The organism is Paenibacillus sp. sgz302191 (genome assembly GCF_057749925.1).
In genome coordinates this window covers 53,965-67,236 of the sequence record NZ_JBYLHY010000028.1, presented here as the reverse complement: position 1 = coordinate 67,236, position 13,272 = coordinate 53,965, and the positions used below count along the sequence as shown (strand labels likewise).

The following is a 13,272-nucleotide window of genomic DNA, read 5'->3' as shown; positions in this document are numbered from 1 at the left end:
CCTTTTTTGTGCCGGATCGGATCGGCAGCTTATCTGCTTTTTTCCAAATACGTCTGGAACCACTCGTTCGACTGCTTCAGCACTTCTTCCGCGCGGCCGATGGCGGCGGATACCTGGTTGCTGGCTGTTCCGCCAAAGACGTTGCGGGCGTTCACAACCTGTTCAGGCTGAAGCACCTTATAAATGTCAGCTTCGAACAGGCTGGAGAAGCTTTTGAATTCTTCGATGCTCATATCCAGCAAATACTTTTTGTTCTGGATGCAGTAGAGCACCGTTTTGCCGATGACTTCATGTGCCTGACGGAACGGAAGCCCTTTGTTCACGAGGTAATCCGCGATATCGGTCGCATTGGAAAAGTCCTGGTTCACCGCTTGCCGCATCCGCTCTTTGTTCACCTTCATCGTGGACACCATCGGTGCGAACAGCTGCAGCGCACCTTGCAGCGTGCGAACCGTATCGAACATGCCCTCTTTGTCTTCCTGCATGTCTTTGTTGTAAGCCAGCGGCAGCGCCTTGAGCACGGTCATCAGACCGAACAGGTTGCCGTAGACGCGGCCGGTTTTGCCGCGGACGAGTTCGGCGACGTCCGGATTTTTTTTCTGCGGCATGATCGAGCTGCCGGTGCAGAAAGCATCGTCGAGTTCGACAAACGCGAACTCCGTGCTGGACCAGAGCACCATTTCCTCGCAGAGGCGTGAAAGGTGCATCATGATCATCGACGCGTGCGAGAGGAATTCCAGGATGAAGTCGCGGTCGCTGACCGCATCCAGGCTGTTCTCGTACACGCGGTCAAACCCGAGCTCGGCCGCTACAAAATGGCGGTCGATCGCGAACGTCGTGCCGGCGAGCGCACCGGCGCCGAGCGGCAGCGTGTTGATGCGCTTGTAGCTGTCCTGCAGGCGCTCAAGGTCGCGCTGGAACATGCTGACGTAAGCCATCATGTGATGCGCAAACAAAATCGGCTGCGCGCGCTGCAGATGCGTATAACCGGGAACAATCGTATCGAGATTGTTCTTCGCCTGACCAAGCAAAGCCTCCTGCAGCTTGATCAGCAGGCCGACGAACTCGACCACGCGCTTGCGCAGGTAGAGATGCATGTCGGTCGCCACCTGGTCGTTGCGGCTGCGGCCGGTGTGCAGCTTACCGCCGACCGGGCCGATCAGGTCGATCAGCGTCTTTTCGATATTCATGTGAATATCTTCGTTCTGAACCGTATATTCCAATTCGCCGCGGCGGATCATGCCCTGTACCGCGTGAAGTCCGTCTTTGATTTTCTCCACATCGTCGGCAGGCAAAATGCCGCACTTGCCCAGCATCGTCACATGCGCAAGGCTGCCTTGAATGTCTTCTTCGGCCAGCTCTTTATCGAATGTAATGGAAGCCGTATATTCTTCGACCAATTGGTCGGTTTGTTTCGTAAAACGTCCACCCCAAAGCTTTGACACAGGGAATACTCTCCTCTCGTATGGCCACCGTACCGCTGCAAGCGCCCCCGCAAACCGGGGAGCCGCCGCACGCTATAGCCCAAAGGCTTTCCGCCCGCAGACAGGAAAGCCTATATGATGCGCTCTATGATATTATTTTGTCGACTTTTGCTGCACGCCGGAAGACACTTTCAAACGCAGCGCATTCAAGCGGATAAAACCGGCTGCGTCGCCTTGGTCGTAGGCTTTGGAAGGGTCCGCTTCCATCGTGGCGATGTCCGGGTTGTACAAGGATACAGGGCTTTTTACGCCTGCTCCGATGACGTTGCCTTTGTACAGCTTCAAGCGCACCGTACCGGTTACGTTTTTCTGGCTCTCTTCCACCAGCGCCTGGATCGCCAGACGCTCCGGTGCGAACCAGAAGCCGTTGTAGACGAGCGTCGCGTACTTCGAGATCAGCGAATCGCGCAGATGCATCACATCGCGGTCCATCGTCAGCGACTCCATTTTGCGGTGAGCGGTGAACAGGATCGTGCCGCCCGGAGTCTCATACACGCCGCGGCTCTTCATGCCGACGAAGCGGTTCTCTACCATATCGACACGGCCAATGCCATGCTTGCCGCCGATTTCGTTCAAAGCTTGCATCACTTGCAGAGGCGACAATTTCGCGCCGTTCAAGCCTACGCACTCGCCTTTTTCAAAATCAAGCTCCAAATACTCAGCCTGATCCGGAGCATCCTCAGGAGCGACGCTCAGCACGTACATGTCCTTGTTGGAATCCGCAGCCGCATCGAACCAAGGATCTTCCAGCATGCCGCTCTCGAAGGAGATGTGCAGCAGGTTGCGGTCCGTCGAGTACGGCTTTGCCGCCGAAGCGGTAACCGGAATGCCGTGCTTCTCGGCATAAGCGATCATTTCCGCACGGCCCGGGAACTGCTCGCGGAATTCTTCGAGGCGCCAAGGGGCGATCACGGCAAGCTCAGGCGCAAGCGCCGCAGCCGTAAGCTCGAAGCGCACCTGGTCGTTGCCTTTGCCGGTTGCGCCGTGGGCAATCGCCGTAGCGCCTTCCGCGCGGGCGATCTCGACCATGCGCTTGGCGATCAGCGGGCGCGCAATGCTCGTGCCGAGCAGGTACTGCCCTTCATACAGAGCGCCCGCCTGGAACATCGGGAAGATGAAATCTTTGGCGAACTCGTCCTGCAGGTCGTCGATGTAGATTTTGGATGCGCCGGTTTTCAGCGCTTTTTCCTCCAGACCGTCCAGCTCTTCCTTTTGTCCGATATCCGCCGTAAAAGCGATGATTTCCGCATCGTAAGTTTCTTTTAGCCATTTCAAAATGACCGAAGTGTCCAGCCCGCCGGAATAGGCAAGCACGATTTTTTCCTTAGCCATGAATAAGATCTCTCCGTTCGTTACATAATTGCGGCCATGATAGCCTTTTGCGCATGAAGACGGTTCTCCGCCTCGTCAAAAACAACCGAATGTACGCCGTCGATCACGCCTTCGCTGACTTCTTCGCCGCGGTGCGCAGGCAGACAGTGCATGAACAAGTAATCCGGCTTGGCATATTGGACGAGCGCTTCGTTCACCTGATAGTTCTTAAAGGCGATTTCCCGCTCTTTTTGCTCCGCTTCAAAGCCCATGCTCGCCCATACGTCCGTATAGACGATATCGGCATTTTCCACCGCTTCGCGGGACTCGCGCGTCACAAGCAGACTGCCTCCCGTTTGCGCTGCGTTCTCTTTGGCCGTTTGAATGACTTCGGCGTCGGGCTCATAGCCTTCCGGCGTCGCCACGGCAAAGTGCATGCCCAGCTTGGACGCTCCGATCATGAGGGAGTGCACCATGTTGTTGCCATCGCCGATATAAGCGACTTTCAAGCCGCGCAGCTTGCCTTTTTTCTCCAGCGCTGTCTGGTAATCGGCAAGCACCTGGCAAGGGTGTGCGTGATCCGTCAGTCCGTTGATAACCGGCACCGTCGCCCCTCTGGCCAAATCGATCACCTTGCGGTGCTCGTAAGTGCGGATCATGATGCCGTCGAGGTAGCGCGACAACGTTTGCGCCGTATCCCAGACCGTCTCCCCGCGTCCGAGCTGAAGATCGTTCCTGCTCAAAAAGAGCGCCTGCCCCCCCAGCTGGTACATCCCCACCTCAAACGAAACCCGCGTACGGGTCGAGGATTTTTCAAAAATCATCCCCAGCGTTTTGCCCGCCAGCAGCTTGTGCGGCTCTCCCGCTTTTTGCTTGCGCTTCAGGTCAATCGCCAGGTCGATCAAATATTCGATCTCTTCCGTTGTATAGTCAGTCAGAGCAAGAAAATCCCGGCCCTTCAGTTGGGCCGCCATTTCTTCCTTTACAATACCGCTCATTTCATCCTACCTCTCTGCTGTTAAAATTACTGAATCGCGGCAGTCGCTTTCCCGGCGAGCACGGAGCAGACAATGTCCAGGCCGCGGTCCAGATCCTCCTGCGGAATCGTCAAGCTCGGCACCAGACGAATCACATTCGGCCCCGCCGGAATGACCAGCACGCCCTGCTTGTGAATTTCGCTAATGATCTCGCCTGTAGGCTGCGTGCATTCAATGCCAATCAACAGGCCGATGCCCCGCACCTTCGCCACAAGCGGATTGTCGGCGAGGCTCGTTTGCAGCTTTTTGACCGTGTATTCGCCGAGTTCAGCCGCCCGTTCAGGCAGCTTGCCATCCAGTATCGCCTCTACGGAAGCGATCGCCGCTGCCGTTGCAATCGGCGTTCCGCCGAACGTGGAGCCATGGCTGCCGGGGCCGAACGCCTCGGCGAGCTTCGCCTTGCCCAGCATCGCGCCGATCGGAAAGCCCCCGCCGAGCCCTTTGGCCAACGTGAAAATGTCCGGCTCAATGCCGTAATGCTCGTAAGCGAAAAGCTTGCCCGTCCGCCCGATGCCGGTCTGGATTTCATCCACGATCAGCAGCAGGCCGCGCTGCTCGCACAGCTCCGCGATTTGCTTAACGAAAGCGGGATCGGCAGGCAGTACGCCGCCTTCGCCCTGCACCATCTCCAGCATAATCGCGCACGTATTATCGTTCACAAGGCTGCGGACAGCCTCGATATCGTTGTAAGGGGCGTACACGAAGCCCTGCGGAAGCGGCAAAAAGCCTTCCTTCACTTTATCCTGCCCCGTAGCGGTCAAAGTAGCAAGCGTCCGGCCGTGGAACGACATGTTGAACGTAATGATTTCGTATTTGCCGTTCTGCAGCACCTTCTGCGAATACCGGCGGGCGAGCTTGATCGCCGCTTCATTCGCCTCCGCTCCCGTGGAACAGAAGAACACCGCATCCGCGCAGCTGTTGTCCGTAAGCAGCGTCGCCAGCTTCTCCTGATTCGGGATGTGGAACAAATTGCTGACATGCCACAATTGATCGAGCTGCTCGATCAGTTTTTCCTTGACGGCCTGAGGCGCGTGTCCGAGATTCGTCACCGCGATTCCGCTCATCAAATCGATATATTCTTTGCCCGTATCGTCCCACAGACGGCTTCCTTCGCCTTTGACCAATGTGATCGGATATCTGGCGTATGTCGGAAAGAGCGAGCTTTTTCCTGCTTCACCCATGTTAAACCCTCCTTTATCTTACGATCCGCGTCCCGATGCCGCCGTCTTTGAGCGTCTTGCTCAGCACGTTCGGCTCGGAGCCGTTGACGATGACGACTTCCTTCACTTTGCCCTGTATGCACTGAATCGCTGCGCGAACCTTCGGAATCATGCCTCCGTAGATTTCGCCGCTGGCGATCATGTCTTCGATCTCCGTAACGGTGACGACAGGCAGCACCTGCTTCTCGCCGTCCACCGTCTTCATGATGCCTGGCACATCCGTCACCACGATCATCCGCTCGACGCCGAGATGCGAAGCGACCGCGCCAGCAGCCGTATCCGCGTTGATGTTGTAGCGCTGCCCGCCGTCCTCTCCAAGCCCTACAGGCGCAATCACCGGAATGTAGCCCATCTGCACGATGTTCTGAATGAGCTCCGCATTCACCTTCGTCACATCGCCGACCAGTCCGACCTCGCCCGCGTTGCTGACCGGCTGCGCCTCAATCAAATGTCCGTCCACGCCTGACAGGCCGAGCGCCGAAGCGCCCGCCAGTTGAATGCGGCGTACGATTTCCTTGTTGATCTGGCCGGAGAGCACCATCTCCACGACATCCAGCACCGCTTCGGTCGTACGGCGAAGGCCGTTCACGAATTCCGTCTCGATGCCCAGCTTCGCCAGCGTATCCGAAATCGCTGGCCCGCCGCCGTGTACGATGACGGTCACGATGCCTTCGTCCTGAAGGTGCCGCATATCCTCAAAAAAGCTCTCAGGCAAAGCAGCCAACGTGCTTCCGCCGCATTTCATCACAAAGCAATTGTTCTTCACCGATTTCGCTTCCCCTTTACCCCTTTGGCTTACAAACTCTTCCATCCGATCTCCGCTCCCGGATCGTTACGTCCGGTAGGCCGCATTAATCCGCACGTAATCGTAAGTCAAATCGCAGCCCCAGCCTGTCGCCTTGCCGCTGCCCATATGCAAATTCACATGGATGTGAATCGTGTCCGTTTTCAAATACGCCAGCGCCTGCTCCTCGTCGAACTTCACGGGACGCGACTGCTCCAGCACGACGATGTCGCCCAGGCGAATGTCGACGGTATCGACATTTACCGGCTGGCCCGAATAGCCGACAGCCGCGATAATGCGGCCCCAGTTGGCGTCCGCGCCGTAAACCGCCGACTTCACGAGGCTCGAGCCGATGATCGATTTCGCGATCGCGCGCGCCGCGTTGTCGGACGCCGCCCCGATCACGTTCACCTCGATCAGCTTCGTCGCGCCCTCGCCGTCGCGGGCAATCGCCTTGGCGAGATACTCGCCCACGTATTGCAGTCCGGCCGCGAACGCTTCCCAATCGGGATGGCCCGGATGCAGCGCATCCCCGCCGGCCAGCCCGCTCGCCATCACCACGACCATGTCGTTGGTGCTCGTATCGCCGTCCACCGTAATCATGTTGAACGTGTTGTCCGTGATCCGGTTCAGCAGCAGCTGAAGGTGCTCGCTCTCAATGTTCGCGTCGGTCGTGATAAAACCGAGCATCGTCGCCATGTTCGGGTGAATCATCCCCGAACCTTTGGCCGCTCCGGCAATGTGAACTTCCTTGCCGCCGACCGTCAGGCGGACGCACGTCATCTTCTGCACGAGATCCGTCGTCAGGATCGCCTGACAGAAGTCGTCGCCTCCGTCCGCCTTCACGCGCTGCGGCAGCTGCTCGATGCCGCCGAGCACTTTGCCCATCGGCAGCAGCTCACCGATGACGCCGGTGCTCGTCACGCCGACGTGATGCTCCGCCACGCCAAGCGCCTTCGCAGCGGCGGCGCGCATCGCGCGCGCGTCGTCCTCGCCCTGCTGGCCGGTGCACGCGTTGGCGTTGCCGCTGTTGACGACCATCGCCTGCAGCTTGCCGCCTTGGGCGATGCTCTCCTGCGTCACGCGCAGCGGTGCCGCCTGGAACGCGTTCAGCGTGTATACGCCCGCCGCTGACGCCGGCACCTCACACACGATTGCGCCGAGATCGTGGCGCTCCGTTTTTTTCAGGCCGCAGTGCAACCCGCCTGCGCGAAAACCTTTCGGCGTCGTGATCGAGCCTTCCGGCAATACGATAAACTTTCCTTGCTCATGTACCGACATTTCCGTCCTTCACCTGTCCCTCCAGAGGCTTGATTAACTCTTGATCTGCTTGCGAATTTATGGATATACCGGAGAAAACAACAATCCCGTCGTTTCGTCCCAGCCCATCATGATGTTCACATTTTGAATCGCTTGCCCTGCCGCGCCTTTGACCACGTTGTCGATAACGGAGCAAATCGTGACGCGCCCCGTACGCGCATCCACCGCAAACCCGATGTCGCAGTAGTTCGAGCCGAACACTTCTTTGGTGGACGGCATTTTGCCATTGCTGCGAATGCGGACGAACCTGCGTCCTTGATAAAACTCGCGGTAAAGCTCGATGAAATCGGCCTCGGAACGGTCGCCCAGCACGGATGCATACATCGTCGACATAATGCCGCGCGTCATCGGGACCAGGTGCGTCGTGAACGTCGTCACGACCGGTTTGCCGGCAATGCGGCTCAGCGCCTGCTCGATTTCCGGAATATGCTGATGCTTGTTCACTTTATATGCACTCAGGTTCTCGTTCAGCTCGGAATAATGAACCCCAAGACTGACGCCGCGACCTGCGCCGGAGACGCCGGATTTGGCATCGATAATGATCGTCGCAGGGTCGATCCAGCCCGCTTTCACCGCAGGGATCAGACCGAGCAGCGTAGCCGTCGGGTAGCAGCCCGGATTGGAAACGAGATCGACGCCCTTCACTTCATCGCCGAACACTTCGGACAAGCCGTATACCGCCCGTTCCAGCTCAGCGGCAGGCGCAGCAGGGTGCTTATACCATTTTTCGTAGTCAGCCGCCGACTTCAGACGAAGATCCCCGGAAATGTCAACCACCTTGAGTCCCGCCGCAAGCAGCTTCGGAGTAAGCTCCGCACTTACGCCCGCCGGAGTCGCCAGGAATACGAGATCCGCTTTTCCGGCAATAAGCTCCACGTTCAATTCATCCAAAATGTCCGTGCAAATTTCGTTCAAATGCGGGAACCCGTCCGCGATCGGCACGCCCGCATTCGATGTCGAGACGACCGAAGCTACCGTAATATACGGATGCGCCTGCAAAAGCCGGATCAACTCGGCGCCGCCGTAGCCTGTCGCCCCAATAATCGCCGCTCTCAGTTCGTTGCCCATTGTTTCATTCCTCCCCAACGTCCCTAAAAAGATATGTATTATTATACAGTCGCATACATAATAATTCAATGCATTTTTTCCAGATTTCATGCGCTTTAAAGCGTTTTTCCCCCATGGGACCGGCAAAGGTTTCCGGCGCTTCTACAGCCGATTATTCAGTCCGTTTTCACCCGCGGACAGTCCCTTTTCCATTATCCCAGAATCCCCGCCCAAAGAGCAACTATTGCTTATCCGAACTGCATTAACCACGCTTATCTTGTATTGTCCGAACGGTCAGGCGTGCCGCTTGAATCCTTCCCCCAACACTTCATGCGTTTCGCTCAAAATGACAAAAGCCTGCTCGTCCACCGAGCGCACAAGCGTCTTCAGACGGCTGACCTCGTTCTGGTTCACCACGACCATGAGAACGGTCCGCGAAGCCCCCGTAAATCCCCCGGCGCCGTTAAGCTCCGTTAGTCCGCGGTCCAGCTCGTACAAAATCGCCTGCCGGATGGCATCCGTATGCTCGGAAATGATGAAAGCTACCTTCGAATAATTAAAACCGAGCTGCACGACGTCGATCGTTTTCGTTGACACAAACAGGCCGATCAGCGCAAAAAGCGCATTTTCCGGTGTAAACACGAAGCCCGCCGACAAAATGACCAGCCCGTCCAGAACGGCTACGGCGAACCCCAGACTCAGCCCCGTATATTTATGCAAAATCTGAGCCGCCAGGCCAAAACCGCCCGTCGATCCGCGCCCACGGAACACGATGCCGAGCCCGAGGCCAATCCCCATCCCGCCGTACAGGCTGGCGAGCAGCGTGTTATGGGTCGGCGTTCCGATATGGCTCGTCAGCAAAACGCACAGCGGATATACGACAGAACCTACCGCGGCTTTCATGCCGAATTGGCCGCCCAGCAGCCACAAGCCCAGGAAAAACAACGGAATGTTGAGCCCCCACTGCGTAAGGGCCGGACTGATCCCGGTCAAATGCTGCACAATGGTCGAGACGCCGGATACGCCGCCGGACGCAATTTGATTCGGGTTTAAAAAAGCGTTAAAACTGGCCGCCATCACCAAAGACCCGATCACCAGCAGCGTGTATTCCATTGCCGTATGTGCGGGGCTGCCGACCCGGAGCCGTTGTTTTCTTCTCGGCACTATGCAGCGCCTCCTTTGAATTTTCGGTCAAAATCGTGGACGGCTATGCTTCCAAAACGATGCGCCCGACGCGCACGCAAGAAAAATCCTACACCGTCTCAGGTGTAGGATTTTTCTTGGACGCTTGTTGTATGCGCGTGATGCCGTCCGGCGCTTCGATTGGCCCAATACTCGTATCTTAATCGTTCGGATCCTTGCGGATTTGAAGACGCAGGTAAGCGTCGATGAACGTGTCCAGGTCGCCGTCCATGACAGCGCCGACGTTGCCCGTCTCCGCAGAAGTGCGGTGATCCTTGACCATACTGTAAGGATGGAACACGTAAGACCGAATCTGGCTGCCCCATGCAATATCGGACTGCTCTCCGCGAATTTCCGCGAGATGCTTCTCCTGCTCTTCGATTTTCTTCTCGTAGAGCTTGGAGCGCAGCATCTTCATCGCCTTTTCGCGGTTCTTGATCTGGGAGCGCTCCTGTTGGCAGCTCACCACAACACCGGTCGGTATGTGCGTAATCCGCACGGCGGAATCGGTCGTATTAATATGTTGACCGCCCGCTCCGCTGGCCCGGTACGTATCGATTTTGAGATCCTCGGTGCGGATCTCGATCTCCGCATCGTCCTCGATCTCCGGCATAACGTCGCACGACACGAACGACGTGTGGCGGCGTCCTGAGGCATCGAACGGCGAAATGCGTACGAGCCGATGCACGCCTTTCTCCGCCTTCAGGTAGCCGTAGGCGTTGAAGCCTTTGATCATTAGCGTGACGCTCTTCACGCCGGCCTCGTCGCCGGGCAGGTAGTCGAGCACCTCGACCTTGAAGTCGCGCTTCTCCGCCCAACGGCGGTACATGCGCAGCAGCATCTCCGCCCAGTCCTGCGACTCGGTGCCCCCTGCGCCGGGGTGCAGCTCCAGAATCGCATTCAGCCGATCATACGGCTGACTGAGCAGCAGCTGAAGCTCGAACGCTTCGAGCTTCTTGACCAGAGCCGCGATGCCGCCGCCAATCTCCGCGGCCAGACCGTCGTCGCTTTCCTCCTCCTCGAGCTCGACCAGCACCAGCAGGTCGTCGTACTCGCCGGAAAACGCCTGGAACTGCTCCACAACGCCCTTGATCGCGTTGAGTTCGCCGATCGTCTTCTGGGCCTTTTCGTTATCGTCCCAGAAATCCGGCGCAGCCATCTTTTCCTCAAAATCTCCGATCGCTTCGAGCTTATGATCTAAGTCAAAGAGACCCCCGTAATTCAGTTAGTCGCTTTGCCGTTTCCCTTAAATCCTGTTTCACTTCTGGTTCCAGCATGTCTTACACCTCTTTTAATCTACTTGCCGCCGGCACAGCAGCTTTGCCTATTAGCTGCCCTGACCGTGGCATTGCTTGAATTTCTTGCCGCTGCCGCAAGGGCACGGGTCGTTGCGTCCGATGCGATCGTCGCGGACCAGCGGCTTTTTGCCGGCCGCTTCGTTCTTCGGATCGACGGCCTGGCCTTCGGCTACCGCCTGGCGCTCCAGATTGCTTTGCACGTGCGCCTTCATGATGTACTTCGCGACTTCTTCCTGAATGTTCTCGATCATTTCCTGGAACATCTCGAAACCTTCAAACTGGTACTCGCGCAGCGGGTCGGTACCGCCGTATGCACGCAGATGGATACCTTGGCGAAGCTGATCCATCGCATCGATGTGATCCATCCATTTGCTGTCCACCGCGCGAAGCGCTACGACCTTCTCGAATTCGCGCATGAATTCGCCGCCGATTTCCTGCTCACGCTCATCGTAACGGGCTTTGACGAGCCCTTGGATATGCTCGATAATTTCCTCTTGTTCCTTGCCCCAGATATCCTCATCCGCCACTTGACCTTCCGTCAGCAGGTTGTTATTGACGAAATTCGCCACTTCGTGGATTTCCCACTCTTCGGGAATTTGATCTTCCGGACAATGCGCTTTGACCACGCGCTCGATAACCGAATTGATCATGCTCTCGACAACTTCGCGGATGTTTTCGGATTCCAGCAGCTCTCTGCGCTGCTTATAAATAATTTCGCGCTGCTGATTCATAACGTCGTCATACTGGAGTACGACTTTACGCACGTCGAAGTTGTTGCCCTCTACGCGCTTCTGCGCGGATTCGACGGCACGCGTGATCAGCCTGCTTTCGATCGGTTGATCTTCTTCCATGCCAAGACGATCCATCATCGCCATGATGTTCTCGGCGCCAAAACGCTTCATCAACTCGTCTTCCAGCGAGAGGTAGAATTGGGAAGAACCCGGATCGCCCTGACGTCCGGCGCGGCCGCGCAGTTGGTTGTCGATCCGTCTGCTTTCGTGACGCTCCGTACCTATAATATGCAGTCCGCCCGCATCGTGCACACCGTCGCCCAGCATAATGTCCGTACCGCGGCCGGCCATGTTCGTCGCAATCGTAACAGACCCGGGTTGTCCCGCGCGCGCTACGATTTCCGCCTCTTCCGCATGGTATTTCGCATTCAGCACTTTATGCTGAACGCCTTTTTTCTTCAGCATATCGGACAGACGCTCGGAATTTTCGATGGATACCGTACCGACCAGCACCGGCTGATTCTTTTTGTGGCGTTCCGTGATCTCTTCCACGACAGCCTTGAATTTGCCGGTTTCCGATTTGTACACGATATCCGGCAAGTCTTTTCGAATCATCGGACGGTTCGTCGGAACAACAATAACTTCCAGGCCGTAAATCTTTTTCAGCTCTTCCTCTTCCGTTTTGGCCGTACCCGTCATGCCCGCAAGCTTCCGGTACATACGGAAATAGTTCTGGAAAGTGATGGTCGCCAGCGTCATGCTCTCATTTTGCACTTGCAGTTGTTCCTTGGCCTCAATCGCTTGATGCAGCCCGTCGCTGTAACGGCGGCCCGTCATGATCCGGCCCGTGAACTCGTCGACGATCATGACTTCGTCGTCCTGCACCACGTAATCCACATCGCGCCTCATAATAAAGCGGGCCTTGAGGGCTTGCGTCACATGGTGGTTGATCGTGACGTTCTGATGATCGAACAAGTTCTCGATGCCAAAAGCACGCTCGGCCTTCGCTACGCCTTCTTCGGTCAGCGCTACGGAGCGCACCTTGATATCGATGGTGTAGTCTTCTTCTTCCTTGAGCTTCGCTACGAAACGGTCCGCCGCGTAGTAAAGATCCGTCGATTTGGCAGCTTGTCCGGAAATGATCAGCGGCGTTCTCGCCTCGTCGACCAAAATGGAGTCCACTTCGTCAATAACGGCAAAATACAGCGGACGCTGCACCATTTGCTCTTTGTACAGCACCATGTTGTCGCGCAGGTAATCAAAGCCGTATTCGTTGTTCGTGCCGTACGTGATGTCGCAAGCGTATGCCGCCTGCTTCTCTTCGTGCGACAAACTGTGCAGATTGACCCCAACCGTCAGGCCGAGGAACGTATATATTTGACCCATCTCGGCGCTGTCCCGCTGCGCCAAGTAATCATTGACCGTTACCACATGTACGCCTTTGCCCAGCAAAGCGTTCAAATAAACAGGAAGCGTCCCGACGAGCGTCTTCCCTTCGCCCGTTCTCATTTCCGCGATACGGCCTTCATGAAGCACCATACCGCCGATGAGCTGAACGTCGTAATGCCGTTTGCCGAGAACACGCTTCGCGGCTTCTCTCACTACCGCAAAAGCTTCCGGCAGCAAATCGTCCAGCTCTTCGCCTTGTTCCAATCTGTTTCTGAACTCTGCCGTCTTGCCTTTCAGCTCTTCGTCCGACAGCGGTTCAATCGTTGCTTCCAGCCCGTTGATATGGTCAACGGCTTTCAGCATCCTTTTAATTTCCCGTTCATTGGAATCACCAAAAATCTTCTTCACAAGTCCTAGCATCGGTGAACCCCTTTCCCTTGCATTCGTATCCTTAAATTGTACCAGTTTG

The 13,272-nt window shown here is 56.7% G+C and carries 10 protein-coding genes; all 10 read right to left on the bottom strand.

Annotated features, from left to right (window positions below):
• Window positions 1–29: 29 nt before the first annotated feature.
• The 10 genes from argH to secA all read right to left on the bottom strand — a co-directional run bounded on the left by argH (window position 30) and on the right by secA (window position 13,223).
• Window positions 30–1,445: an argininosuccinate lyase gene (gene argH, locus AC3G2T_RS30040; RefSeq protein ID WP_488437831.1), complete on the bottom strand. Its 1,416-nt coding sequence runs from the start codon at window positions 1,443–1,445 to the stop codon at window positions 30–32.
• Between the two features lie 132 nt (window positions 1,446–1,577).
• A complete protein-coding gene (locus tag AC3G2T_RS30035) occupies window positions 1,578–2,816 on the bottom strand; it encodes an argininosuccinate synthase (protein WP_474684303.1) in 1,239 nt (412 codons plus the stop codon).
• A 20-nt stretch (window positions 2,817–2,836) separates the two neighbouring features.
• Window positions 2,837–3,793 carry an ornithine carbamoyltransferase gene (argF, locus tag AC3G2T_RS30030; RefSeq protein ID WP_474684304.1) on the bottom strand — a complete coding sequence of 319 codons (957 nt, stop codon included), beginning with the start codon at window positions 3,791–3,793 and terminating at the stop codon, window positions 2,837–2,839.
• Window positions 3,794–3,819: 26 nt separating this feature from the next.
• Window positions 3,820–5,013 (bottom strand): acetylornithine transaminase, encoded by a 1,194-nt coding sequence (gene argD / locus AC3G2T_RS30025; protein ID WP_488437830.1) that lies wholly within the window; start codon window positions 5,011–5,013, stop codon window positions 3,820–3,822.
• Between the two features lie 13 nt (window positions 5,014–5,026).
• Window positions 5,027–5,863: an acetylglutamate kinase gene (argB, locus tag AC3G2T_RS30020; RefSeq protein ID WP_488437829.1), complete on the bottom strand. Its 837-nt coding sequence runs from the start codon at window positions 5,861–5,863 to the stop codon at window positions 5,027–5,029.
• A gap of 21 nt (window positions 5,864–5,884) precedes the next feature.
• Window positions 5,885–7,117, bottom strand: a complete 1,233-nt coding sequence (argJ, locus tag AC3G2T_RS30015; RefSeq protein ID WP_488437828.1) for a bifunctional glutamate N-acetyltransferase/amino-acid acetyltransferase ArgJ — start codon at window positions 7,115–7,117, stop codon at window positions 5,885–5,887.
• Between the two features lie 57 nt (window positions 7,118–7,174).
• Entirely contained in the window at window positions 7,175–8,224 is a 1,050-nt protein-coding gene (gene argC, locus AC3G2T_RS30010; protein ID WP_474684307.1) for an N-acetyl-gamma-glutamyl-phosphate reductase, read from the bottom strand.
• A gap of 273 nt (window positions 8,225–8,497) precedes the next feature.
• Window positions 8,498–9,316: a YitT family protein gene (locus tag AC3G2T_RS30005; protein ID WP_474684387.1), complete on the bottom strand. Its 819-nt coding sequence runs from the start codon at window positions 9,314–9,316 to the stop codon at window positions 8,498–8,500.
• Between the two features lie 229 nt (window positions 9,317–9,545).
• Window positions 9,546–10,662, bottom strand: a protein-coding gene (gene prfB / locus AC3G2T_RS30000) for a peptide chain release factor 2 (RefSeq protein WP_474684308.1) whose coding sequence is annotated in 2 segments (ribosomal slippage) — window positions 9,546–10,589 and window positions 10,591–10,662 — 1,116 coding nt in all. Because the reading frame shifts where the segments join, the coding sequence is not laid out codon by codon here.
• Window positions 10,663–10,712: 50 nt separating this feature from the next.
• The gene (gene secA / locus AC3G2T_RS29995) at window positions 10,713–13,223 is read right to left on the bottom strand and encodes a preprotein translocase subunit SecA (RefSeq protein WP_474684309.1); all 2,511 of its coding nucleotides are present in this window, start codon (window positions 13,221–13,223) and stop codon (window positions 10,713–10,715) included.
• Window positions 13,224–13,272: the final 49 nt, after the last annotated feature.